Raw genomic sequence first — 23899 nt, forward strand, 5'->3', positions numbered from 1 at the left:
TTCATTTTTGGAGCCCCGCACCTGGACGAGAGCCAGCGGGGTCCGGGGCAGCGCCCCGCGACCGCAACACCGGCGCAGCCAAAGAGGCCCTCGGCCCCGACAACAAATACGTAAGCCCAAACCCAACCCCCACCACACCCGCCCCACCCACCGCATCCAGCACCCAATGGTTCCCCGTGGCAACAATCGCGGACACCGTGCACAACGGATGAACAAGCCCAAGCGCCTTCATCCACCACTTCGGGGCGAGCGCCAGGATCACGACGCCGCACCACAACGACCACCCGAAGTGCAGCGACGGTATCGCCGCGTACTGGTTGGTGACCGCGGTGAGCGTCCCGTAGTCCGGCTTGGAGAAGTCCTGCACGCCGTGGACCGTGTCGATGAAGCCCAGCGTGGGCATCAGGCGCGGCGGCGCGAGCGGGTACAGCCAGAAGCCGACGAGGGCCAGGACGGTCGCGAAGCCGAGGGAGGCGCGCGCCCAGCGGTAGTCCGCGGGGCGGCGTACGTAGAGGACCGCGAGGACGGTCAGCGGCACCACAAAGTGAAAGGACGTGTAGTAGAAGTCGAAGAAATCGCGGAGCCATCCGACCGAAACCACCGCATGGTTCGCCCAGTGCTCGACGTCGATGTGCAGGAACCGCTCCAGCGCGTACACCTGCGCCCCGTGCTCCTCGGCGCGCGGCCTGCCGCCCGCCGCGGCGATCCTGACCTGTTGGTACGCGGAGTATCCGACGCGGATCAGGAGCAGTTCGAGCAGCAGGTTGGGGCGGGCGAGCGCGCGCCGCCACACCGGTAGCAGCGGCACCCACGCCCAGCGCGCGGGGGCCGGCTCCGTATGGATGGTGGGGCGCGTGGCCCCGAAGGCCGGGTCGGTGCGCCGCAGGAACGGGACGGCGCAGGCCGCCGCGAGCACGGCGACCAGGACGAGGTTGTCCCGCAGCGGCGCGAGCACCGGCATCTGCGGCAGTATCGCGGAGGCCGGGAGCGTCATCACCAGGACGACGGCGACGGGCCACACCGCCCGGTCGGCGGTCTTGGCCCCCACGCGGCCGACCACCGCGAGCAGTACCCACAGCAGCTGGTGCTGCCAGGTCGTCGGGGACACGGCGACCGCGACGCAGCCGGTGACCGCGACGGCGAGCAGCAGTTGCCCGTCGCGCGCGTACGCGATGGAGCGGCGCAGGCCGAGCACGGCCACGGCGGCGCCAAGCGCCAGGAACAGGGCGATCTCGAGGGGCCCGGCGAGGCCGAAGCGCAGCAGCATGCCGTGCAGCGACTGGTTGGCGGTCGCGGCCGGATCGGCGGCGAGGCCGGTGCCGGCCACATGGTGCACCCAGTACGTCCACGAGTCCTGCGGCATCGCGAGCCAGGCGATACCGGTGCCCGCGACGAAGGTGGCCCCCGTCGTGGCGGCGGCGCGCCTGCGGCCGGTGAACCAGAGAAGCGGGGCGAACAGCAGCACGGTCGGCTGGAGTGCGGCGGCGGCGCCGATCAGTGCGCCGGACGCCACCTGTCCGCGCACCGCGAAGCAGCCGAGCAGCACGAGGAGGACCGGCAGGATGCTGGTCTGGCCGAGGGTGAACGCGTTGCGCACCGGCAGCGACAGCATGAGCAGGCTGATCGCGACGGGCGCCGCGAACTGCGCCGTACGCCGGGACACGGGCGGCGGCAGGGCGCGCGCGGCGACCACGCCGAGCGCGACGACAAGGGCCAGCGAGCCGAACGTCCAGCCCCAGCCGAGTACCTGCTCCGCCGCGCGCGCGAGCGGCTTGAGGACGAGCCCCGCGAACGGCGGCCCGGTGAACCGGTCGGGCGCGTCGTACAGCGAGCCGCTGACATGAAGCACCCCTTCGGGTCCGACCCAGGTCTCCAGATCGGTGAGGCGCTCACCCGGAGGAGCGCTCAGCACCGCCACGAGTTGACGCGCGCCGAGTACGGCCGCGATCAGCCACAGGCCGGCGCGCAGCACGCCGAGCCGCCCCGCCACCTGATCCGTGGATCCCGGCGCCACCCCTCCACGTTCCGCGTTCGCCACGCCTTTCGGACCTCCCGCTCAACTCGGCCGGTTCACCGACATACACCGCACATCCGGTAAGACGCAGGCAACTGCTCCTTCACCTGTCTGTCCACCGGGATTTGGCGGTAGGAAGTGTCTTCGGCCACTTTGTCCAGGCCTTCACACGCGCGGTTTCGCGACATAGATCACAAGAATTTGCATCAGCACCGTGCGAAGGCTTTGGCATTCCCCCAGGCCGGAGGGGGTTTCCTCACGGTGTGGAGTTCACCGAACACTACCCGTAGTAGGCGCGGACGCCCCTATGGTCGATGAGTCGGCCGTTCCCCGTGAACGGCCGTTGCTCTTGTCCCCCACGAAAGGAAGGCGAAGGACCCGTGTCCAGCGCCACTTCCATCGCCCCCGGTACCGGCCGGTCCGCCGCCCCCACGGCGGACCGCATCTCATCCGAGCCCACCACCACCGACCCCTCGCTGGTCAAGCGTGCGGTCAAGGCGGCAGCCCTCGGCAACGCGATGGAGTGGTTCGACTTCGGCGTCTACGGCTACCTGACCGCGACGCTCGGGCACGTCTTCTTCCCCTCGGCATCGAGCACGGCGCAGGTCCTGTCCACGCTCGGCACCTTCGCCGCCGCCTTCCTCGTGCGCCCCCTCGGCGGCGCCTTCTTCGGCCCGCTCGGCGACCGCATCGGCCGTCAGCGCGTCCTCGCCATCACCATGATCATGATGTCGGCGGGCACCTTCGCGATCGGCCTGATCCCGTCGCACGGCGCCATCGGCATCTGGGCGCCGGTGCTGCTGATCGTGGCCCGCATGGTGCAGGGCTTCTCGGCCGGTGGTGAGTACGGCGGCGCCTGCACGTTCATCGCCGAGTACGCGCCGGACAAGCGCCGCGGCTTCTTCGGTTCATTCCTGGAGCTGGGCACGAACGCCGGTTACGTCGCCGGTGCCGCCCTCGCGACGGTGCTCACGACGACGATGGCCTCCGACGACCTCTACAGCTGGGGCTGGCGCATCCCGTTCCTGATCGCGGGCCCGATCGGCCTGGTCGGTCTCTACGTCCGGATGAAGCTGGAGGAGACCCCGGCGTTCCAGAAGCTGGCGGACGAGGCCGAGGCGAAGGAGAAGTCCTTCCCGAAGCCGAGGCTCAAGGAGATGTTCGTCGGCAACGCGCGGCCGATGTTCCTGTGCATCGCGCTGGTCCTGGTCTTCAACGTGACCGACTACATGCTGCTCTCCTACATGCCGACGTTCCTGAGCGAGGAGCTGAACTACGACGCCACGCACGGCACGCTGATCCTGATCGGCGTGATGCTGCTGATGATGGTCGTGCAGCTCCCGATGGGTCTCGCCAACGACCGCTTCGGCCACCGCTGGGTGATCGGCATCGGCTGCGTCGGCTTCCTCGCGCTGTCCGTCCCCGCCATCCTGCTGATCCAGCAGGGCTCCACGTGGGCGATCGCGTTCGGCCTGGCCGCCCTCGGCCTGCTGCTCGTCACCTTCACCTCGTCGATGCCCTCGACGCTGCCCGCGCTGTTCGAGACAAAGGTCCGCTACGGCTCCCTGGCCGTCAGCTTCAACCTGTCCGTCTCGATCTTCGGTGGTACGACGCCGCTGGTCGTGGCCTCCCTCATCGCGGCCACGGGCAACCTGATGATCCCGGCGTACTACATGATGGCCGCGGCCGTCATCGGCGGTATCGCGGTGTGGCGCATGAAGGAGTCCGCGGGCAAGCCGCTGCCGGGCTCACCGCCCGCCGTCTGACGCGGTGGCCTACGGGGGTTCGTGACCGAAGCCGACGTGCACGCTGCGCGGCCCGCTCCGGTCGGCCACGAGCACCTCGCCCCAGGAGCCGCGCGGCAACGTCGCCACCCCGCCGTACGGGACGAGCTGCCCCATCCCCTCCAGCTGCGGCCCGAACCGCACCCGCACCTCGGAGGCGGGGTCGTCCTGCGAGCCGCGCAGCCAGAACAGGACCCACTCGCCTTCCGGTCCGCACCGGAACTCCAGGTGCACCCGCGACACGAACAGCCAGTCCTCCGGGGTCACCAGTCGGCACACGCTCGCGTCGCGGCCGACCCGCAGCACGGCTCCCGGCTCGCTCCGGGCGTCGGCCATGGCCATCGCGGCCGTCGCCCCCTCGTCGCCACCGGCCATGGTGGCCATGGTCAGTTCGAGCACCGCGCTCCCCCCACCACTGTCGCGCGTCCGTCGCTCGCAGCCTATGGCGCCCCGATCCGCTCTGGGACACTTGCGTCATGACCGAACGCAAACCGCCCGGAGTCAGCTTCGAGTCATTCGTCGACAAGCAGATCCGAGACGCGGAACGACGCGGGGACTTCTCCTCGCTGCCCGGCGCCGGCAAGCCCCTGGATTCCTCGGCCGACACCACGTACGACGAGAACTGGTGGATCAAGGGAAAGCTGGCCCGCGAGAGCTTCTCCGTCCTGCCGCCCTCGCTCGCGCTGCGCAAGGAGGCCGAGGACACCCTGGCGGCGCTGCCGAAGGCCCCGTCGGAGCGCGTCGTACGCCGCATGATCACGGAACTCAACGACAAGATCCGCGACATGATGTTCAAGCCGCCGCCAGGACCCCCGCTCGGCCTGAAGCCGTACACGGCCGAGGAGATCGAGGAACTCGTGCGGGAGTGGCGGGAGGCGCGGGAGACGCGGCCGGGGCGCGAGTCGCCCTGAGAGGTCGCTGAGGCACGATGGACGCATGAGCATCGTAAAGATCAACGCCCTCACCGTTCCCGAAGAGCAGCGGGAAGTCCTCGAGAAGCGCTTCGGCGCTCGGGCCGGGTCCGTCGAGAACTCCGACGGGTTCGAGTGGTTCGAGCTGCTGCGCCCGATCGAGGGCACCGACCAGTACCTCGTCTACACGCGCTGGCGCGACGAGGCCGCCTTCCAGGCCTGGATGGAGGGGCCCATGAAGGCGGCCCACCAGGGTCCGCAGGGCGGCGACCGGCCGAAGCCGGCCGCGAGCGGGTCCACGGTGTGGTCGTTCGAGGTGGTCCAGCAGGCGGCGCCGAAGACCGCGTAACGCCTCCGGCGCGGCGCCTGTGTCCGCGTGCCGGCTCAGAGCCTCAGCAGGCGCTCCGCCGTCTCCCGGTAGTCGCGGAGCGCGATGCGGAGTCGCTCGGTGTCCTCCGTCGAGCCCTGCCAGGACGTGCGCAGGGTGTGGCGGTGGCCGGCGAGTGTTTCGGTGAGGCGGGCCGTCAGGTCCTCCAGGACGTGGTCGGCCTCCTCCACGGCGGCACGCGGCTCGTCGACGAAGCCGGTGAGCGCGTGCCGCAGGCGACCTTCGAGCGCGTCGCGCTCACCCGTGGGGAAGAGCCCTGAGCGCCCTCCGGCACGTGCCCCGCCCCCGGGGCCGACCTGGCCACCCGCCGCCGGGTCACTGTCACGGTCCGCCGCGAAGTCCGCCTCGCGGCCCACGTCACGGCCCGCTTCGGGGGGCGCCATGGCGTCGGCGTGACGGCCGGCCGTGCGGTTCGCCATGGGGTCCGTGTCGCGGCCGGTCCCGCGGTCCGCGTCAGGGGCCGCCAGGGGATCCGCCTCGCGGCCCGCCTGCCGGTCCGCCTTGGGGTCCAGCGCGATCCCCTTGTCGACCCCGTCGGCCTCGGCCCGTCGAATGTCCGTCATGGCCCTCAACTCCCCTTCGCCAGACGCCCCTTGAAGACGCCGTGCCGCTTGTTCCGGTGTTGGTGCGCGGGCCCGTCCGTGGTGCGGGCGCGGGCCGTCGCGCGGTCCGGGCCGACGAGTTCGTCGAAGAGCGGCCGCGCCTCGACCATCGCCTCGCGCAACTCCTCCGTACCGGCCCTGCTCGCGTCCGCGCGGCCCGTGCGGGCGTGCGCCGCGAGGTGCACGCGCCGGTAGCCGTGCACGTGCGGGCCGTGGTGGACGGAAAGCGCGTCGAGCTGCTCGTCGTAGCGGCCGCCGTCCGGGAAGCCGCGCTCGTGCGCCAGGTCGGCGAGGAGCAGATCCGCCTCGGCGACGGCGACGTCCGGGGACTCGACGAAGCGTTCCTGGGCGTCGGCCCAGCGCGCCAGATAGCGCTCGCGGGCGACGGGATCCAGCGGCTGCTCACGCAGCGCCCCGTGCCGGCGCACGCGCTCCGCCAGCTCCCGGTCCGCGGCCTTGGTGTCACCGTCGTGCCGCGCCACGGCCCGCTCGTACTCGGGCCCGAACCTGCGCCGCAGCCCGCGCCCGCCACGGGGCGCGGTCCGCGCGGCGAAGAACCCGGCCGCGACCACGATCACGACGCCCACCACGATCAGAGCGATGATCAAGCCTGTGGACATGACTGCCTTCCCTCAACTATGGCTGTTGCAGGCCGGGTTGCCCTGCCCGGCCACCTGAAACCGATCCAGGCCCACCGAGGCTGCCGCCCACACCACGGGGCTGCGCCCCGGACCCCGCCGGCTCTCGTCCCACGGCGGGGCTAAATCTGTTGCGCCCGGCCGCCCCACCGGCCTCACCATGTCCCATGACCACCACGTCCTGGGCCATCGGCCCCGAGCCGTACGACTCCCCCGCAGCGGCAGCGCTCTGGCGCGCGTACTACACGGAGGTGAGCGACCGCTGGTATCTGCTGCACGAGGGGCACGCGACGGACCCGGCCGAGCTGGAGCGGGAGGTCGCCGCCGTGTCCGGCAGTGAACTGGAGCCGCCGCGCGGCCAGTTGCTGCTCGCGCGGTACGCGGGCGAGCCCGCGGGGACGGCGGGCGTACGGCTCGTGGACGCGGCCACGGCCGAGCTCACGCGTGTCTACGTACGCGAGGAGCTGCGCGGCAAGGGTGGCGCCGCACTCCTGGTGGCCGCCGCCGAGGACGCGGCCCGCGCGCTCGGCGCCACCGCGATCCGCCTCGACACCCGCGACGACCTGGTGGAGGCGCGGTCCCTGTACGCGCGGCTCGGCTACGAGGAGACGGCGCCGCACAACGACGACATCTACGCCGAGCACTGGTTCAGGAAGCCGCTGGCGCCGCCCCCGCCCCCGCCGCCGCGTGCGGCCGCTCCTCGTCCGAGCCGCACATCTCCCTGTTGAGGTCGGAGACGAGCTGGACGAGGTCGCGGGGGCGGTCCGGGCCCCACCAGTCGCCGAGCAGTTCGGCGAGGGACTCCTCGCGGGCCCGCGAGAGGCGTTCGGCGACCGCGCGGCCCTCGTCGGTGAGGATCAGGTCGGGGCCCTCGCGCACGGCGAGGCGGCGCTCCTCGACCTGCCGGGCCGCGTCGATGATCACGGGCAGCGGGATCGCCGTGTACTCGGCGAGCACGCCCGGCTCCGCCCACCCGTTGCGGTGGGTGCGCAGGACCAGCCAACTCGCCGCGGGCAGCAGGTCGTAGCCGGCCTTGGCGGTGATTTTCTCGTACACCTCGCGGCGCCCCTCGCGGCTGCCGAGCGTGGACAGGGCGCGCACCGCCTCGTCGTACGAGGAGCGCTGGACGGGGTTGCTGGCGAGCGTCTCGGTGACGTCGGGCGCGGTGACGGAGCCGCGCAACGGGTCCTCGTGCAGCAGCAGCGCGAGCGCGAAGGCAAGCAGCGTGACCGGGACCGCGTAGAGGAAGACGTCGGTGATGGACGTGGAGTAGGCGTGGACGACCGGCGCCCGGACTTCCGGCGGGAGCGCGGCGATGCCGCGCGGGTCGGCGCCGAGCGAGTCCGGGGTGACGCCCGGCGGCAGCTGCCGTCCGGAGAGGGCGTCGCCGAGCCTGCTGCCGAGATGGTTCGCGAAGACGGTGCCGAAGATCGCCACACCGAACGAGGCGCCGATGGAGCGGAAGAACGTGGCACCCGATGTGGCCACGCCCAGGTCCTCGTACGGGACGGCGTTCTGCACGATCAGGACCAGGACCTGCATGACGAGGCCGAGGCCCGCGCCGAAGACGAAGAAGTACAGGCTCATGACGCCCGTGGCCGTGTACTCGTCCATGTTGTGCAGGAGCAGCAGCCCGACCAGGGTGATGGCCGTGCCGGCGACCGGGAACATCTTCCAGCGCCCGGTGCGGCTGACGACCTGCCCGGACAGGGTGGTCGACAGCAGGAGGCCGAAGACCATCGGGAGCATGTGCACGCCCGACATGGTCGGCGTGACGCCCTGCACGACCTGGAGGAACGTCGGCAGGTACGTCATCGCGCCGAACATCGCGAAGCCGATGACGAAGCTGATGATCGCCGACAGGGTGAAGGTCCTGACCCGGAACAGGCGCATCGGCAGGACCGGTTCCCGCGCCCTGAACTCGACGAACACGAAGGCCACCCCGAGGGCGACGCCCAGGATCGCGAGACCGATGATCTGCGGCGAGCCCCAGGCCCACGTCGTGCCGCCGAGCGAGGCGACCAGGACGAGGCAGGTGGCGACGGAGGCGACGAGGAACGTGCCGAGGTAGTCGATGCGGTGCTTGGTGGAGCGGACCGGGATGTGCAGGGCCCCGGCGATCACGAGGAGCGCGACGACGCCGATCGGCAGATTGACGTAGAAGACCCAGCGCCAGCTCAGGTGCTCGGTGAACAGCCCGCCGAGCAGCGGCCCGAGGACGCTCGTCGCACCGAAGACGGCGCCGAAGAGTCCTTGGTACTTGCCTCGTTCACGCGGCGAGACGATATCGCCGACGATCGCCATGGACAGCACCATCAAACCGCCGCCGCCCAGGCCCTGCAGGGCGCGGAAGCCGATCAACTGGCCCATGTTCTGCGAGAGTCCGCAGAGCGCCGAGCCCACCAGGAAGATGAGGATGGCGAGTTGGAAGAGCTTCTTGCGCCCGTACTGGTCGCCGAGCTTTCCCCACAGCGGGGTCGCCGCCGTCGCGGCGAGCATGTACGCGGTGACGACCCAGGACAGATGCTCCAGGCCGCCCAGATCGCTGACTATGGTCGGCAGGGCCGTCGACACGATCGTCTGGTCGAGCGAGGCCAGCAGCATCCCGAGCAGCAGCGCGCCGATCGACACGAGGACGCCGCCGGGCTTGGCGCCTTCCCTGGACGCGGCGGGCGCTCCGCGACCGCTGTCCCCGGGCCCCACGCTCTCGATGTCCTGGCTGCTCATGACCGCCTCCGAAGCCGGCCCGGCACGCACGCGGCCGGGTGCTTGGTACTTCCCATCCTGGTAGGTGTGACCAGGTTTGGCCTGTTGAGTCGTGCGGCGCTCGAAGTTTTACGCGGTGGTGTCCGGTAACGGTGTGCGCACGGGCGCTGACGAGGGTTTATGCGACCGGCGCTGCGGGCGGGGCCCGTGGGTCTGCATAATGCGCCCATGCGACCTGGCGGGGGGCCGGGGCGTGCGGAGGGGGTTCGGCAGCGGTGAGTGAAGAACGTCGTACGTGTCCGGAGTGCGGGGCCGTGGTGGGTCCCGATGGCGCGCCGTCCTGCGGCTGCGAGCCGGAAGCCTTCGCTCCGCTCCGTGTCCGCCCCTACGTCTCGCTGTCGGAGCCCTCGCAGCCGACGCCGCCGCGGGCCGCCGACCCGTACGCGTATCCGCCGCCGCCCGCGCACACCCCGGACGACGACTCCGACGAGGGGCCGGATCCGGACGAGCCGGCCAAGCACGGCCGGATGCTGCTGCTCTCCGCGGTCACGGGCGTGCTGAGTGTGGCGACCCTGGTGACGGTGCTGATCACGTCGCCGGGCGACGAAGGGGCCTCGGCCTCCGACACCACGGCCGCGAGGGCGACGGCGATGACGCTCGCCCCGTCCCGCCCGGCGGCCCCCACCACACGCTCCGCGTCCCCGTCGGCGAAGGGCTCCCCGTCCACCTCGCCCTCACCCACGCACTCCCGGACGGTCACGGCGTCGCCCACCCCGACCCGCGCGAAACCCGACACACAGCGCAAGGAACGCAGAAGCCCGTCCCCTTCGACTTCCCGCACGACGTCGACGACACCGACGGGGCCGACGACCCTACGCCGGGGCGACAGGGGCCACGAGGTCGCCGAACTCCAGTGGCGCCTCAAGCAGTTGAACCTCTACGTAGGCGAAATCACCGGCACCTTCGACAACCCCACAGAAACATCGGTCGGCACCTACCAGTACTCCCGCGGCATCACTACCGACAAGCACGGCCAATACGGCCCGTCGACGCGCACGGCTCTTGAGCGGGAAACGGGTGGGCAACGGGGCCGCGGGCACGGGTAGCCGAAACACGGGTAGCGCGCAACCGTGAGTAGCCGAAACCCGCACTGGGGCTCAACCTCTGTGCCCCAGTGCGTACGTCACCCGAGGTGCAGCTCGATCTCCCCGTCGGCAAGAACCTGAACCCGTACGGCCGTCAGATCCGGCACACATACGGTCGCCCCCTGCGCCACGGCCCTGGCCCCAACCCCCACGACCCGCATCCCCGCGGAGCGCCCCGCCGCGATTCCCGCCCCCGAGTCCTCGAACACCACACAATCCGCCGGATCCACCCCCAGCTCGGCCGCCCCCTTCAGGAACCCCTCGGGATCGGGCTTGCTGGCCCCCACGTTCTCCGCGGTCACCCGCACCGCGGGATACGCGAGCCCCGCCGCCCCCATCCGCGCCGTCGAGAGCGCGAGGTCGGCCGAGGTGACGAGGGCGTGCGCGACGCCGCCCGCGACCAGCGACTCCAGGAACCGCGGAGCGCCCGGCACGGCGACGACGCCGTCCACGTCCGAGGTCTCCTCGGCGAGCATGCGCGCGTTGTCCGCGTAGTTCTCCGCCATCGGCCGCTCGGGGAGCAGCTCGGCCAGCGTGGCGTGGGCCTGGCGGCCGTGCGCGACGGCGAGGACCCGCTCGGCGTCGAATCCGTGGGCGTCCGCCCAGCGCCGCCAGATCCGCTCGACGACGGCGTCGGAGTTGACGAGGGTGCCGTCCATGTCGAGGAGGAGTGCGCGCGCCTTGAGAACAGTGGGCACCGTGGGCGTGGCCGTCATCGGCGGGCTCCAGACCTGCGGAGGCGTAAGAGGAACAAGGCGGCCCCGCCCGCTGGTCAGGGTTGAACGGGCGGGTGCCACTTTGTTTCTTCACGATACAAAAACTCCCCCGAAGATCGCCACCCGCCCCCTCCCACCACGCCGACACCCCTCTCCGCCGCTGCTCAGCGCGTCGTCGGCGGCGAGGACGGGAACGTCTTCGTGTACGGATTCGGCAGCCCCGGCGGCGCGATCAGCGCGACCTGCGGAGCTCCGGGCTGCGGCACCGGCGGGGTCATCTGCGCCTTCTGGACCCGTGGCGGTCCGGTCTGCTCGGCGAGGGCCTGGTCCATGTTGACGAGGCCGGTCTTCTCCAGGACCTCCATGTGGTCGCGCACGACGTCGTTGGCCTCGTTCGCGAGCCGCCGTATCTCGGCGTTCTGGGTGGTGGCCCGGATATTGCTGATGGCCGGGAAGATCTGCCCGTGCGTCACGCGCATGATGTTCGACGCCGTGGAGTCGAACTCCTTGTCGCGCTTGGACTCCACAGTTGCCACGAACTGCTGCTGTTGCGGCGTGGGTTGATTGGGCAGGGTGATGCCCAGATCCTGGGAGATCTTGCGGCAACTGGCGTCCAGCAGGGAGTGCCCGACGACGAGGTGCTGCCCGGCCGTCTTCATCTCCGGCGTCGTGCCCCGCTTCAACACCTCCTGGCCCAGGGGGAATTCCCACAGGCCCGCCGACCTGACCTTGACCACGAAGTCCCGGTCGGCCTCGGTGAGCGGGCCCCAGCGGGTGCTGCCGACGACGCGCGCCTGCGTCGTGGTGGTGTTCTGCACGCCGAGCATGGCGGGATAGGCCAGGGCCGAGACGGTCACGATCAACGCGCCGATCACGAAAAGGTTTCCGGCCGTGGAGCGCGAGAGTCGCATGGTGCCTCCAGTCGCGAACGAGGGACACCGGAAGGTACGGACGCGGACCCCGGTCCGATCAGCGCTCGGCGAAAATTCCCCTCGTTCTTTTTCGCGCCCGGCCCCGGTCAACTCGCGTTTTGCCGGGACTACTTGTGATCGACCCCCTCGCCCGCCACCATATTGACGCGACCCTGCCATGCCAGGCGCCCCACAGCACACGGTGCGGCAGGCCCTCGACCTCGTAACTCCACCCCCACATCAAGGGAGTTCACATGCGCCCCACCTCGACCTCGCGCCGCATACGCCCGGTCTACGCGCGTCGATCCTCGTTCGCCGCGGCCGCCACCGGCGTCACCGCGCTCGCCCTGCTGCTCGCCACGCCGTCCGCCCAGGCCGCGCCGCCCACCCCCGTCAGCGCCGCCACCGCCCGTACGTACCTCGGCGAGCTGACGGAGAAGGCGGAAGGTTCCTCCGACGGCTACAGCCGCGAGAAGTTCCCGCACTGGATCACCCAGTCCGGCACGTGCAACACCCGCGAGGAAGTCCTCAAGCGCGACGGAAAGGACGTCGAGACGGGCTCCGACTGCGCGGCGACATCGGGGAGTTGGTACTCCGAGTACGACGGCGAGACCTGGACGGCCTCCAGCGACGTCGACATCGATCACATCGTCCCGCTGTCCGAGGCGTGGAAGTCGGGCGCGAACTCCTGGACCAACGACGAGCGCCAGGGTTTCGCCAACGACCTGACCCGGCCGCAGCTCATGGCGGTCACCGACAACGTCAACCAGTCCAAGGGCGACAAGGACCCCGCCGAGTGGATGCCCTCGCGCACCGAGTACACCTGCACGTATCTGCGGATGTGGGTCCAGGTGAAGCACCACTACACACTCAGCGTCGACCCGGCGGAGAAGTCGGCGATCCAGTCGGGACTCAGCGGCTGCTGAGCACATAGCGCCTGGCTTGCCGGAACCACCCCGCCCACCTCCGACGTTCCGTACCGTACGGTGCCGGAGCGTCGGAGATTCGAGCGGAGGCGATCACGTGGCAAGGCTGCGCCTTGGACCACTGCTGCGGTACGTGGACGAGGGGACGGCGACGGTATGGGTCGAGGCGAGCCGACCCTGCGTCGCCGAGGTGCGCTGCGCGGACGGCGCGTCGGGCAGCGCGCCCACGTTCCAGGTCGACGGGCACCACTACGCGCTGATCCCTGTCACCGGGCTCACTCCCGGCACGGAGACCACGTACGAGGTGATCCTCGACGGCGGTGGCCCCGTGTGGCCACTGCCGGAATCCCCTTACCCGGCCAGCACCATCCGCACCCCGGCGTACGACTCCGGGGACCCGGTCCGCGTCACCTTCGGCTCCTGCCGCTGGGCGGCACCTCCCGCCGCCGAGCACGATCCGGTGGGCCCCGACGCCCTCGACACCCTGGCCGCCCGCATCGCCGCGGACCCGGCCGCCGAGCGCCCCGACGTCCTCGTACTCCTCGGTGACCAGGTCTACGCGGACGAGACCTCACCGGCGACGCAGGCGTGGCTCGCGCGCCGCCGCGACCTGTCGGAGCCTCCCGGCACGGAGGTCGCGGACTATCAGGAGTACACGCACCTCTACTACGAGTCGTGGCTCGACCCGGAGGTCCGCTGGCTGCTCTCCACGGTCCCCAGCTGCATGATCTTCGACGATCACGACCTGATCGACGACTGGAACACCAGCGCCGCCTGGCTCGCCGACATGCGCGCGGTCCCGTGGTGGCGCGAGCGGCTGCTCGGCGGCCTGATGTCGTACTGGGTGCACCAGCACATAGGCAACCTCTCCCCTGCCGACCTCGCCAAGGACCCCGTCTACGAGGCGGTCCACGCGACCCCCGACGGCACGGACGCCCTGCGGGAGTTCGCCGCCCGCGCGGACACCGAACCGGACTCCGTCCGGTGGAGCTACCGCCGCGACTTCGGCCGCGTACGGCTGCTGATGGTGGACACCCGGGCGGCCCGCGTCCTCGACGAGCAGAACCGGGCGATGCTCTCCTCCGGCGAGGCGAAGTGGCTGCGCGAGGCCGCCCTCGCGGACCACGGCACGTACGACCACCTCCTCATCGGCACGTCGCTGCCGTGGCTGCTCCCGCACCTCATCCACGACGCCGAGGGGTGGAACGCGGCGCTGTGCCGGGGCGAACGGGGGCCGCGCTGGGCGCGGTTCGGGGAAAAACTGCGGCGCAGGGCGGACCTGGAGCACTGGGCGGCGTTCCCCAAGTCCTTCAACGCGCTCGCGGACCTGATCGCCGAGGCCGGCTCGGGCGACGCCGCCCCGGCGACCATCTCGGTCCTCTCCGGCGACGTCCACCACGCGTACGTCGCCGAGCCGACCTGGCCCGCGGGCGTGGCGGCACCGAGCGCCCACGTCCTCCAACTCACCTGCTCCCCGGTGCACAACTCCGTCCCCGCCTCGATACGCGTCGGCTTCCGCTTCGGCTGGAGCCGCTTCGGCCGGGCCCTCGGCCGCCGCTTCACCCGCCACGCCCGCGCAGGCACTCCGCGCATCGCCTGGCGCCGGACGGTTGGCCCCTGGTTCGGGAACCAGCTGATGACCCTGACCCTGCGGGGTCGGAGGGCGGATCTGTCGCTCGACCAGGCGGATCCCCGGCGGGGCCTGATCCGGGCAGACGAACGCCACCTGACGTAGCCGCCCACGGCCACGGCCGCCCGCCCCCACGCCACGGGGCTCCGCCCCGGACCCCGCTGCTCAATCGCCGCAGGGGCTTGAAATGCACATACCTCCGCACCGGCTTGAAAGGCCTGCTCAATCGCCGCAGGGGCTATTTATAGCCCCGCCGGCGATTGAGGCGCGGGGTCCGGGGCGGAGCCCCGTGGCGTGAGGACGGTGGGCCAGCACCGTCCGACGACCCCACCCCGCCCCGGGGTGACACCGACCACACCCCCACTGGTCTGCACCACTCCCGGCAGGGAAACGGCATGATGATCCCACCCACCCGCTTCCCAGCAGCCCCACATGCCTCGGGAGTCCCACCGTGCCCGTCCCCCACCCCGAGCACCCCCCGCTCACCGTCGCCCTCGTCGGCGCGGGCCCCCGCGGCACCAGCGTCCTGGAACGCCTCACCGCCTCGGCGGACGAACTCCTCCCGCCCGGGACCCGGCTCACGGTCCACGTGATCGACCCGCACCCACCGGGCGCCGGCGCCGTCTGGCGCACGGACCAGGCGCCGGAACTCCTCATGAACACGGTCGCCTCCCAGGTCACCCTGTTCACCGACGAAAGCGTCGACTGCTCGGGCCCGATCCACCCGGGCCCGAGCCTCTACGAATGGGCCCTGCGGCACGACACCCCGCTCGACCCCGACGCGTACCCCACCCGCGCCCAGTACGGGCGCTACCTGCGCTGGGTGTACGCGGAGACGGTCGCCGCCGCCCCCGCCTGCGTAGAGGTCGTCCCGCACACCACCCGCGCCACCCGCCTCGACGACACCGAGAGCGGCCTCCAGTCCCTCACCCTCGCCGACGGCCACCGCCTCACCGGCCTGCACGCGGTCGTCCTCGCCCAGGGCCACCTGCCCGCCGTCGCCGCCCCGGCCGAGCTCAACCTCGCCGAGTACGCCCGGCGGCACGGCCTGCGCCACCTCCCGCCCGCCAACCCGGCCGAGCTCGACCTGAGCCCCCTGGCCCCCGGCGAACCCGTCCTCCTGCGCGGCCTCGGCCTCAACTTCTTCGACCACATGGCCCTGCTGACGCAAGGCCGCGGCGGACGCCACATCCGTACGGCCGACGGCGGCCTGCGCTACGTCCCTTCGGGCAACGAGCCCCGCCTGTACGCGGGTTCACGCCGCGGCATCCCGCACCAGGCGCGCGGCGACAACGCCAAGGGCGCGTACGGCCGCCACCAACCCGCCGTACTCACCCCCGACTTGATAGCCGGGTTCCGCAAGCGTGCCGACTCCGGCGACGCCCCCGACTTCCTCGCCGACATATGGCCGCTGGTCGCGAAGGAGGTCGAGACGGTCTACTACGAGACGCTCCTGCGGGCACGGGCACTCCCGCGAACCACGGCCCCCCACCCCCGCACCGCCGGTTCCTTCCGCGCGCGCTTCCTCGACACACCTCACCGATCCCGCCAAGAGGCCGCCGTTCTCGGCGAGTTCGGGATACCTGAGGACCTTCTGTGGTCCTGGGACCGCGCCTCCCGCCCCGCCTCGGGCCGCACGTACACCTCTCCCGCCACATGGCGCGCCTGGCTTCTCGGCCATCTTCGCGAGGACGCCGCGCACGCCTCGCTCGGCAACGTGGACGGGCCGGTGAAAGCCGCCCTCGACGTGCTGCGCGACCTGCGCAACGAGCTGCGGCTCGTGGTCGACCACGGTGGCCTCGCCGGCGACTCGCGCCGCGACCACCTCGACCGCTGGTACACCCCGCTCAACGCGTTCCTGTCGATCGGCCCGCCCCGGCGACGTATCGAGGAGCTGACCGCGCTGATCGAGGCCGGCGTCCTGACGGTCGTCGGGCCGCGCATGGAGGTGACGGTGCGGGACGGCCGTTTCGTCGCGCACTCGCCCGACGTGCCGGGTTCGACCGTGAGGGTCACCACACTCGTCGAGGCCCGGCTGCCCGAGCCCGACCTCCGCAGGACCGCCGACGACCTGCTGATACGCCTCCTCAAGACCGGCGGCGCCCGGCCGCACACGGTCGACGGGCACGAGACCGGGGGCCTCGACGTCACGCCTCGCCCGTACCGCCTGATCAACCGTCAAGGGCGGGCGCACGCACGGCGGTTCGCCTTCGGAGTGCCCACCGAGGGGGTGCACTGGGTGACCGCCGCGGGGGCCCGTCCGGGCGTCGACTCGGTCACCCTCTCCGACGCGGACGCGGTGGCCCGCGCGGCCCTGCGCACGGTCGCGGGGGACCCCGCGGCGGCCGGGGCGGAGGCCGTCCCGGAGGGCGATCATGGCCGGATGTTGAACTTGCAAGCACTAATTAGGTTCCCCTAATCTTTGGCGCCCCACACCGGTGGCGGCAGCGGCGATGACGGCGCTCCCCGCGCCGGTGCTCTCGGTTTCGTCCCCACCGACCGAAGGAGCCCCACCATGACTGGACGTCTCAACCGCGCCCAGCCCTACGCTCTCGGCCTGTTCCGCATCGTCATAGGCCTGCTCTTCGCCTGCCACGGCGCCGCCTCGCTCTTCGGCGTCCTCGGCGGCGCGATGGGCGGCGGCACCGTCCAGACCGGCGCCTGGCCCGCCTGGTACGCGGCCGTGATCCAGCTCGTCGGCGGCGGCCTCGTGCTGTTCGGCCTCGGCACCCGCTTCGCCGCCTTCGTCTCGTCGGGCTCGATGGCCTACGCGTACTTCAAGATGCACCAGCCCGAGGCCCTGTGGCCGATCCAGAACGGTGGCGAGGCCGCGGCCATGTTCTGCTGGACGATGCTGCTGCTCGTCTTCACCGGCTCCGGCGCGCTGGGCCTCGACCGCCTCTTCGCCGCGCGCGGCGAGCGGATCGAGGAACCGGCACCGGCCGGCGAGGCCGTCCCGGCCTGAGTCCCTGCGCGTACGACGGCGGCCCGCTCCCCACTCGCACTCGTGGAGGGCGGGCCGCCGTCGTACGCGCAGAGCCCCTCAGGAGACCGAGGTGAACGGCACCGAGACGCACGCCACCCGGTCACCCGACGCGCCCGGCTTGTCGTGGATCACGATGGAGCCCGCGCCGCCCGGCCGCAGACCCCACTTCTTGTGCACCTTCGCCCGGCCGTCGCCGTTCTCGTCGGCCGTGAAGTCGAGCCAGATCTCGTTCTCCGCGGTCACCCGCTTCGGGTCCACCACGTTCTGGTAGTGCCCGCCCGCCGCCTCGGGGTCGGTGCCGCACGCCTTCTGGTGCACGTGCGCGCCGTACGCGTGACCCGGGACAAGCCCTCTCACCCGCAGGCTCACGGTCATGCCGGAGTCCGTGCCGTGCTGCGACACCTGGACCGCCGACGCCGGGGGCACGAGACCCTTGTCGTACGTGAGCGCCGACGACGCGACGAACGCGTTGGGCGGCGAAAAGTGCCCCGCCACCCGCACCCAGTAACTCGTCGCCGCATCGGCGGTGCCGCTGCTCACTGCGAGTGCGGCCGCGGCCAGGACACCCGCCACGATTCTTGCCTTCATTTCCGTTCCCTTTCGATCACCTGGGGCCACTTTCGATGACCTTTTGGTACGGGACGTGACCGACCCATCACGGCAGGAACACGCGGGAACGTGAGATCAGGAACAACTGTGCCCCTTTCGCCACTTCAGCCACTTCCGAGGCGTACGCTGTAGAGCTGTCATGTCAGCCGCTCCTTTCGGGAGGGAACGGCCGGAAAGCGCACCGGATCGGTCCGAACGGGAGTAGGCGAACAGTGCTGGAGAGTGTCCTTGGGCCACTGACCGACAGCTCGTGGATCTACGCGATCGTGGCGCTCTCCGTCGTCTTCGACGTGTTCGTGCCCGTGCTGCCGAGCGGCTTCCTCGTGATCGCCGCGGCCACCGCGACCGCGGGCGGCGCGGCCGCGACCGGCGGCGTACCGCACCCCAACCTCCCGGACCTGCTGGCCCTCACACTGTGCGCCGCGACGGCCTCGGTCCTCGGCGACCTGGTCGCGTACCGGCTCGCCGCACGCGGCAGCGAGCGCCTGGACCGCGCCCTCGCCCGTTCCCGGCGCCTGAGCACCGCGCAGGAACGTCTCGGCGGGGCGCTCGCGCGGTCGAGTGGCGGACTGCTCGTGGTCATCGCCCGGTTCGCGCCCGCGGGCCGCTCGGTCGTCTCCTTCGCGGCGGGCACGGCGCACCGCCGGGTCCGCGAGTTCCTGCCGTGGTCCGCGCTCGCGGGCGTGGCCTGGGCCGCGTACAGCGTGGCGCTCGGCTACTTCGGCGCGCAGTGGCTCGGTGCGAGCTGGCTCTCCACCTTCGTCTCGGTCCTCGCTCTGGTGGGCGCGGGCACGGTGGCCGCGTACGTCATGCGCAGGCCGGCACCGGCGCCTCAGGAAGCCTGAGCGGACGCCGAGGGCTTGTGCGCGGATCCGCCGGACCCGCGGACCTCAAGGCCGTCGAGCAGCTCGGCGGTCGCGCGGGCGATGTCGTCCACCGCCCGTTCGAACACCTCACGGTTGTGCGCGGCCGGCGCCCGGAAGCCGGACACCTTCCGCACGTACTGCAGGGCTGCGGCCCTGATCTCGTCCCCGGTGGCCTCTTCGGGGAGCGCGGGCGGGCGAAGGGTCTTGATGCTGCGGCACATGTCTCCAGTCTGCCGCCGGACGGCGCCCCGCACCTGGTAATCGAACACCGTCGACCACACGTTCGCGTGAACTACCCGATGAAGTACCCGAAGTTGCTCGCACCCTGAATTCGAACAGACGTACCATTGCCGGGTGGCAGCGACCGATGATTCCGACTTCGACTTCCCCGACGACCTCCTCGCGGGCCAGGCCGAGCTGCATCAGATCAGGGCCGATCTCCTGGCCCTGCTCAAGCGGCTCCCCTGGTCGGTCGAGCCCCACGACGCCGTCATGGACACGCACGGCTGGCGCAAAATGGAGCGCGCGGCCTCGCCCGGCTGGAGCGAGGACGACCAGGCGGAGGTCGAGAAACTCCGCAGGCGCGAGCTGGAACTGGCCGTCTTCGTGACGTGCCATCGGTACTGGTCCGAACTGACGGGCGGCGACGCGGTGCGGGCCCGCGCCCACCTCAAACACGCCCACGACACCCCCACACGCGACAACCCCGGAAACGACGAAGGCCCACGGGCTTGATCGCCTGAGGGCCTTGGTTCATCGTGCTGTACGCGTCACGGTGGGCGCGGACGGTTTCGAACCGCCGACATTCTGCTTGTAAGGCAGGCCATCACTCTGACCAGGGTTTCCCGGGTCTCGCCGAGACTCGCCGGACCTTGATCACGCCCGCATGGTGCAGACGGCTCGCCACGTCATGCCGGTACTCGTACAGCCGCGGCCATCGCGGGCATCATCGGCCAGCGAGGAGCCAACCGGGCCAATCAGTCCGGGGCCCTGTTCGGCGGGTACTCCACACTCGTCGACAACCTCCAGGAGGAGCGCGACAAGCTCCGCACGCAGCTCGCCGAGACCGAGGGCAAGTTGGCGGCTGGATACGCCGAACTCGCCACCGAACGGACCGAGAAGGCGGGGCTCCTCAACCAGATCACAGCACTCACAGATGAGAGCCGTCGTCTCCGCCGCCACCTCGCAGACCTCGGAGGTTCAGCCGACGTGAGTGGACGCCACACACAGCCGCTCATCGTCCGCCGCCGGGGCACGCTCATACTCGCCGCGGTGCTCCCCACCCTCGCGGGCGCGATCGTCCTGGTGTGGCTGCGGATCGATGCGGAGGCGCATCGCGCGGACCAGCTCGGCGCTCAGGCGGCACGCCGCGGTGCGGACGTGACGACGCTCGCGGAGGACGTGCGGATCCTGCGGAGGCGGGTCCGCGCGGAGGGCGGGACGCCGGCGGCGCCGGATCCGTCGACTGCGGTGGACCTGCCGGCGCACGTCAGGAATCCAGTACTCGTCCCAGGAAAGCGCGGGCCGCGCGGGGCTCAGGGAGCTTCGGGGAAGCCCGCGCCGACGGTCATGCCGGAGCCGGGTCCGCAGGGGTCGCCCGGCGCTCCGGGCACGGGCTCGACTGTGCCGGGGCCAGCGTCAACCGTGCCGGGACCGTCCGGCCCACCGGGGCCAGCGGGACAGGACGGGGCGGACGGGGAGGACGCGACGACGTCGTGCCCGGACGGCTACTCGTGGCAGGCTCCAGCGGGCGATCCTGATGCGCTCGTGTGCCGTCGGACGGGTGCGGCGCCTCCGTCGCAACCTGAACCGTCGGACAGTGCGGTTCCGCAGGCCGCGGCGCTGGATCCGCAGCGGCGTCAGTACGTTCGGCGTGGACGGCGTCCGCCCATGCGGTGATGAGCTGCGCGTATTCGTTGCGCTGTTCATCGTTGAGCCATCCGCCGGAGCGCAGCATGAGTTGGCGGATCTGCTCGTTGAGCTGGTGAGCGATCCGCGGCTGACCTAACGGGGGTGTGGTGGACACGCGGAAAATGTAGCTCCGCATACGGAGCTGTGGGCAGAGCCTTACCGGACACGCATATGCCATTACAGCTTGGCCCTCATCGCCTTCGGGCGGTGGGGGCCGTTTCGTCATGCCCGATTGCATGCTGCGTACGGGCATCCGTGCCGCCGGAGCAATCTCGCGCAATCTGAGGACACACACTCCGAATCCGCAGCGTGCTGAACGTCCAACCAGCGCAGATGGAGGGCAACATGACGCTCAGGTTCATCGGCACGACGTCCGATCACGGCAACTGCCCGACCCTGTACGAGGTCGAGGAGACCGGCGAGATCCTCGTCCAGGGCGAGATCGAGACGGACCCCGAGCATCTCGCGCAGCCCCTCGAACCGGTGACAGTGCACCAAGATCGCCGGGGGTTGTGGATTCTTTGTGGACTTCGATCACAGGAAAGGCCCTCCGGTGATCTCACCGAAGGGCCTCTGACCTGCTACTTATGCAGTGTGGGCGCGGACGGTTTCGAACCGCCGACATTCTGCTTGTAAGGCAGACGCTCTACCCCTGAGCTACGCGCCCGTGATCCCGGCGCGTGGCCAGGACGAGTCGACAGCCTACCTTGCCAGTGCCCATGCTCGGCACCCAGGGACCGCCCGGGCCGACGTGCGGGAAAGTCACCCGGCGAACCGCGAACTAATGGGCCCGTGTGTTCGTCATTAACCGGTGGGAGAATGTATCGGGCAGGGCTGATGACGGCACGGACAGCGCGGGAGAGGTTAGTGACGGCGACGAGGACCAAAAGGAACCGCCGCGCCCTCACCGACGTCCTGACGCTCACCCTTCTCCCGCTCCCCCTCCTCACGGCGGCGCTCGCGGGCGCGTTCAACGCCGGAGGCACCCGGCGGTGGTTCGGGGGCCGCGCCGAATCGCAGCGCGCGCAGGCGCAGGCCGCCAAGGACGACGCGGCAGCAGCCTTCTACGAGCTGGACTCCGCCCAGCGGGACCTGCGCATCTCGATAGAGACGATCACCGCGGTCGACGACTCGCCGGCGGCCCGCCGCGCCGTCGACGACTTCGCGGGGCTCGGCCGCCGTATCGACGAGGTGAGCGGGCAGTACATCACCGCGGTCGACGCGCACGACCTGGACCGCGACGACCTGGAGGCGTCCGCCGCCTCCCGCGCCCATACCCAACTGACGCAGGCGAAGGAGCAGTTGACGCAGGTCAAGCAGGATCTGGACCGCTTCGCGCAGGGCATCGGACCGCTGCTCGGCAAGGCCGAGACACAGCTGGCGCGGGTCGCCCCCTCCGTGGAGCGCGCGCGGCAGGCCCTGCTGGCGGCGACGACCGCGCTCGACTCCGTACGGCAGGCGGGCCTCGAGGCCGACGATCTGGCGGCCCGGCTCGCCGCTCTCGGCCCCGAGCTGACCAAGCTCAACCAGGGGGCAGGACAGCACGGCGTACCGGAGACGCTGGAGCGTGCGGAGCGGGTCGCGCGGGGCGCCGAGTCCGTACGGGCCGAGGCGGAGCGGCTGCCCGAGCGGGCGGCCGAGATCGACCGCAGGCTCGTCTCCCTGCGGACCCGCGCGCAGGCGCTCCAGACGCGGGCGGGGCAGGTCGAGCCGGTACTCAGCGAGCTGCGGCGCCGGTTCACCGCCGCGTGCTGGCAGGACCTGCAGTCCGTACCGGACACGGCCGCGGAGAACGTGCGGCAGGCCGAGTCCAAGATCGCCGAGGCCCGGTCGGCCCGCGAGAGCCAGGACTGGCCGAACGCGACGGCGCTGCTCTCCACGGTCCGCGCCCTGCTGAACGCGACGGACGAGTCGGTGTCGGCCGCCTCCGACCGCCTCCAGCGGCTGAACGCGGTGTCGAAGGACCCGCGGGCGGAGATCGACCGCACGCGGTTCGCGATCCGGGACGCGCAGCGCCTCGCGATGGCGGGCCGTTCCACGCCCGACCCGCGGCACGCCCGCCCCCTCGACGATTCGGTGGCGCGCCTGGACCGCGCCGTCGCGGGCCTCGAGGGGCGCCACCCCGACTACTGGCACTTCCTGACCGAGACGGAGGGCGTGCGGCGGACGGTGGCCCGCGTGGTCACGCAGATCCGGGAGGACCGGGGCGGCGGCGTCTGACGTTGGCGTAACGCGCGGGCCGGGGGGATCCTTGAGGTACGTCCACGTGCGTACCGCCGGTGCGCACGTACCGCGTACAAGGAGGCGGGGCGATCATGTCCACGCACGTACTCCACCCCGGGCCCCGACGCCACGTCACGCTCGACGAGCATCTGCCCCTCGACCATCGGCTCAGCAGGGTGTACCGCACCGGAGCGGGCCTGATGGGGCTCGTTCTGCTCGCCTTCGGCATCCTCGGGCTCGTCGACAAGATCGGCTTCTTCGACACCCGCGGGGACTCCGTCGCGGGCCTGAGCACGAACGGCGCGCTGAGCGTCCTGTCCATCTGCGTCGGCCTGCTGCTCTTCGTCGGAATGGTGATCGGCGGCAACTTCGCGTCGACGCTCAACATGACGCTGGGCATCCTGTTCATCCTCAGCGGCTTCGTGAACCTGGCCCTGCTGGACACCGGCTTCAATTTCCTGGCGTTCCGCATACAGAACGTGCTGTTCAGCTTTGTCGTCGGCGTGCTGCTGATGTTCTTCGGGATGTACGGGCGGGTCAGCGGAACGCTGCCGCACGACAACCCGTACTGGCAGGCCAGGCACGCCCCAACTGACCGGGCCTGACCGTACTCTTGGCGCATGCCACGCTACGAGTACCGCTGCCGCAGCTGCGCCGCCACGTTCGAACTGTCCCGCCCGATGTCCGCCTCCGCGGCCCCTGCCACCTGCCCCGAGGGCCACGCCGACACGGTCAAACTCCTCTCCACGGTCTCGGTGGCAGGCACGTCCGCCGCCCCGTCCCCGAGCGCGAGCGCCGGAGGCGGCGGCTGCTGCGGGGGCGGCTGCTGCGGCTGAGGGTTGGCTACAGGGTGGCGGCCACCCGGCTCCCACGCCACGGGGCTCCGCCCCGGACCCCGCGCCTCAATCGCCGGCGGGGCTTGAAATGGGGCAC

At 71.2% G+C, this 23899-nt stretch carries 25 protein-coding genes and 2 tRNA genes; 15 read left to right on the forward strand and 12 right to left on the reverse strand.

The window, feature by feature from the left end:
- Position 1: 1 nt before the first annotated feature.
- Positions 2 to 2038 carry a bifunctional glycosyltransferase 87/phosphatase PAP2 family protein gene (locus ABT004_RS24850; protein WP_451191203.1) on the reverse strand — a complete coding sequence of 679 codons (2037 nt, stop codon included), beginning with the start codon at positions 2036 to 2038 and terminating at the stop codon, positions 2 to 4.
- A gap of 356 nt (positions 2039 to 2394) precedes the next feature.
- Between ABT004_RS24850 and ABT004_RS24855 the strand changes: the two genes are divergently transcribed.
- Complete coding sequence (locus ABT004_RS24855) at positions 2395 to 3780, forward strand: MFS transporter (protein ID WP_451191206.1); 1386 nt, start codon at positions 2395 to 2397, stop codon at positions 3778 to 3780.
- Between the two features lie 9 nt (positions 3781 to 3789).
- Here ABT004_RS24855 and ABT004_RS24860 read toward each other — a convergent pair whose 3' ends face one another.
- Entirely contained in the window at positions 3790 to 4197 is a 408-nt protein-coding gene (locus ABT004_RS24860) for an FHA domain-containing protein (RefSeq protein WP_351340862.1), read from the reverse strand.
- 77 nt (positions 4198 to 4274) lie between these two features.
- Between ABT004_RS24860 and ABT004_RS24865 the strand changes: the two genes are divergently transcribed.
- Entirely contained in the window at positions 4275 to 4709 is a 435-nt protein-coding gene (locus tag ABT004_RS24865) for a DnaJ family domain-containing protein (protein WP_351340864.1), read from the forward strand.
- Between the two features lie 25 nt (positions 4710 to 4734).
- Positions 4735 to 5058, forward strand: coding sequence for an antibiotic biosynthesis monooxygenase family protein (locus tag ABT004_RS24870; protein WP_326023400.1), 324 nt, complete (start codon positions 4735 to 4737; stop codon positions 5056 to 5058).
- A 35-nt stretch (positions 5059 to 5093) separates the two neighbouring features.
- Here ABT004_RS24870 and ABT004_RS24875 read toward each other — a convergent pair whose 3' ends face one another.
- Both ABT004_RS24875 and ABT004_RS24880 read right to left on the reverse strand, forming a co-directional pair.
- Positions 5094 to 5660: a hypothetical protein gene (locus ABT004_RS24875; protein ID WP_351340867.1), complete on the reverse strand. Its 567-nt coding sequence runs from the start codon at positions 5658 to 5660 to the stop codon at positions 5094 to 5096.
- Positions 5661 to 5665: 5 nt separating this feature from the next.
- Positions 5666 to 6319 (reverse strand): hypothetical protein, encoded by a 654-nt coding sequence (locus ABT004_RS24880; RefSeq protein WP_351340869.1) that lies wholly within the window; start codon positions 6317 to 6319, stop codon positions 5666 to 5668.
- Between the two features lie 185 nt (positions 6320 to 6504).
- Here ABT004_RS24880 and ABT004_RS24885 point away from each other — a divergent pair, with 185 nt between their 5' ends.
- Positions 6505 to 7065, forward strand: a complete 561-nt coding sequence (locus ABT004_RS24885) for a GNAT family N-acetyltransferase (RefSeq protein WP_351340872.1) — start codon at positions 6505 to 6507, stop codon at positions 7063 to 7065.
- Here ABT004_RS24885 and ABT004_RS24890 read toward each other — a convergent pair.
- On the reverse strand, positions 6986 to 8941 hold the full coding sequence (locus ABT004_RS24890) for a DHA2 family efflux MFS transporter permease subunit (protein ID WP_451191289.1): 1956 nt from the start codon (positions 8939 to 8941) through the stop codon (positions 6986 to 6988). The two genes, ABT004_RS24885 and ABT004_RS24890, sit on opposite strands and share 80 nt — an antisense overlap.
- A gap of 416 nt (positions 8942 to 9357) precedes the next feature.
- On the opposite strand from ABT004_RS24890, the gene ABT004_RS24895 reads away from it, so the two are divergent.
- Positions 9358 to 10149, forward strand: coding sequence for a peptidoglycan-binding domain-containing protein (locus ABT004_RS24895; protein ID WP_351340877.1), 792 nt, complete (start codon positions 9358 to 9360; stop codon positions 10147 to 10149).
- A 77-nt stretch (positions 10150 to 10226) separates the two neighbouring features.
- On the opposite strand, the gene ABT004_RS24900 is transcribed toward ABT004_RS24895, so the two are convergent.
- Together ABT004_RS24900 and ABT004_RS24905 are read right to left on the reverse strand one after the other, a co-directional pair.
- Entirely contained in the window at positions 10227 to 10904 is a 678-nt protein-coding gene (locus tag ABT004_RS24900; RefSeq protein ID WP_351340879.1) for an HAD-IA family hydrolase, read from the reverse strand.
- A gap of 164 nt (positions 10905 to 11068) precedes the next feature.
- On the reverse strand, positions 11069 to 11815 hold the full coding sequence (locus tag ABT004_RS24905) for a DUF4142 domain-containing protein (RefSeq protein ID WP_351340882.1): 747 nt from the start codon (positions 11813 to 11815) through the stop codon (positions 11069 to 11071).
- 281 nt (positions 11816 to 12096) lie between these two features.
- On the opposite strand from ABT004_RS24905, the gene ABT004_RS24910 reads away from it, so the two are divergent.
- The 4 genes from ABT004_RS24910 (at position 12097) to ABT004_RS24925 (ending at position 17336) form a co-directional block, all read left to right on the forward strand.
- On the forward strand, positions 12097 to 12741 hold the full coding sequence (locus ABT004_RS24910; RefSeq protein ID WP_351340924.1) for an HNH endonuclease family protein: 645 nt from the start codon (positions 12097 to 12099) through the stop codon (positions 12739 to 12741).
- 97 nt (positions 12742 to 12838) lie between these two features.
- Positions 12839 to 14476 carry an alkaline phosphatase D family protein gene (locus ABT004_RS24915; protein ID WP_351340885.1) on the forward strand — a complete coding sequence of 546 codons (1638 nt, stop codon included), beginning with the start codon at positions 12839 to 12841 and terminating at the stop codon, positions 14474 to 14476.
- A 346-nt stretch (positions 14477 to 14822) separates the two neighbouring features.
- Positions 14823 to 16790 carry an FAD/NAD(P)-binding protein gene (locus tag ABT004_RS24920; protein ID WP_351340888.1) on the forward strand — a complete coding sequence of 656 codons (1968 nt, stop codon included), beginning with the start codon at positions 14823 to 14825 and terminating at the stop codon, positions 16788 to 16790.
- A 96-nt stretch (positions 16791 to 16886) separates the two neighbouring features.
- Positions 16887 to 17336, forward strand: a complete 450-nt coding sequence (locus ABT004_RS24925; protein WP_351340891.1) for a DoxX family protein — start codon at positions 16887 to 16889, stop codon at positions 17334 to 17336.
- Between the two features lie 78 nt (positions 17337 to 17414).
- On the opposite strand, the gene ABT004_RS24930 is transcribed toward ABT004_RS24925, so the two are convergent.
- Positions 17415 to 17945 carry a superoxide dismutase family protein gene (locus tag ABT004_RS24930; RefSeq protein WP_351340893.1) on the reverse strand — a complete coding sequence of 177 codons (531 nt, stop codon included), beginning with the start codon at positions 17943 to 17945 and terminating at the stop codon, positions 17415 to 17417.
- 233 nt (positions 17946 to 18178) lie between these two features.
- Between ABT004_RS24930 and ABT004_RS24935 the strand changes: the two genes are divergently transcribed.
- Positions 18179 to 18811, forward strand: coding sequence for a DedA family protein (locus ABT004_RS24935; RefSeq protein WP_351340895.1), 633 nt, complete (start codon positions 18179 to 18181; stop codon positions 18809 to 18811).
- On the opposite strand, the gene ABT004_RS24940 is transcribed toward ABT004_RS24935, so the two are convergent.
- A complete protein-coding gene (locus ABT004_RS24940; RefSeq protein WP_351340898.1) occupies positions 18799 to 19053 on the reverse strand; it encodes a DUF2277 domain-containing protein in 255 nt (84 codons plus the stop codon). The genes ABT004_RS24935 and ABT004_RS24940 overlap by 13 nt on opposite strands.
- 133 nt (positions 19054 to 19186) lie before the next feature.
- Here ABT004_RS24940 and ABT004_RS24945 point away from each other — a divergent pair, with 133 nt between their 5' ends.
- Entirely contained in the window at positions 19187 to 19567 is a 381-nt protein-coding gene (locus tag ABT004_RS24945; RefSeq protein ID WP_351340901.1) for a DUF8825 domain-containing protein, read from the forward strand.
- Positions 19568 to 19608: 41 nt separating this feature from the next.
- Here ABT004_RS24945 and ABT004_RS24950 read toward each other — a convergent pair.
- Positions 19609 to 19716: transfer RNA gene (locus ABT004_RS24950), tRNA-Val, on the reverse strand.
- 316 nt (positions 19717 to 20032) lie between these two features.
- On the reverse strand, positions 20033 to 20320 hold the full coding sequence (locus tag ABT004_RS24955; protein WP_351340904.1) for a hypothetical protein: 288 nt from the start codon (positions 20318 to 20320) through the stop codon (positions 20033 to 20035).
- Positions 20321 to 21088: 768 nt separating this feature from the next.
- Here ABT004_RS24955 and ABT004_RS36425 point away from each other — a divergent pair.
- Positions 21089 to 21379 carry a hypothetical protein gene (locus ABT004_RS36425; RefSeq protein ID WP_451191292.1) on the forward strand — a complete coding sequence of 97 codons (291 nt, stop codon included), beginning with the start codon at positions 21089 to 21091 and terminating at the stop codon, positions 21377 to 21379.
- Here ABT004_RS36425 and ABT004_RS24960 read toward each other — a convergent pair.
- Positions 21339 to 21410: transfer RNA gene (locus ABT004_RS24960), tRNA-Val, on the reverse strand. The two genes, ABT004_RS36425 and ABT004_RS24960, sit on opposite strands and share 41 nt — an antisense overlap.
- A 170-nt stretch (positions 21411 to 21580) precedes the next feature.
- Here ABT004_RS24960 and ABT004_RS24965 point away from each other — a divergent pair.
- From ABT004_RS24965 to ABT004_RS24975, 3 genes are all read left to right on the forward strand, one after another.
- A complete protein-coding gene (locus ABT004_RS24965; RefSeq protein ID WP_351340905.1) occupies positions 21581 to 22963 on the forward strand; it encodes a hypothetical protein in 1383 nt (460 codons plus the stop codon).
- A 95-nt stretch (positions 22964 to 23058) separates the two neighbouring features.
- Positions 23059 to 23571 (forward strand): DUF4383 domain-containing protein, encoded by a 513-nt coding sequence (locus ABT004_RS24970; protein ID WP_351340908.1) that lies wholly within the window; start codon positions 23059 to 23061, stop codon positions 23569 to 23571.
- A 15-nt stretch (positions 23572 to 23586) separates the two neighbouring features.
- Positions 23587 to 23802 (forward strand): FmdB family zinc ribbon protein, encoded by a 216-nt coding sequence (locus tag ABT004_RS24975; RefSeq protein WP_351340911.1) that lies wholly within the window; start codon positions 23587 to 23589, stop codon positions 23800 to 23802.
- Positions 23803 to 23899 lie beyond the last annotated feature (97 nt).

It is taken from the genome of Streptomyces sp. NPDC002790 (assembly GCF_040295505.1).
In the GTDB taxonomy this organism is placed as follows: domain Bacteria; phylum Actinomycetota; class Actinomycetes; order Streptomycetales; family Streptomycetaceae; genus Streptomyces.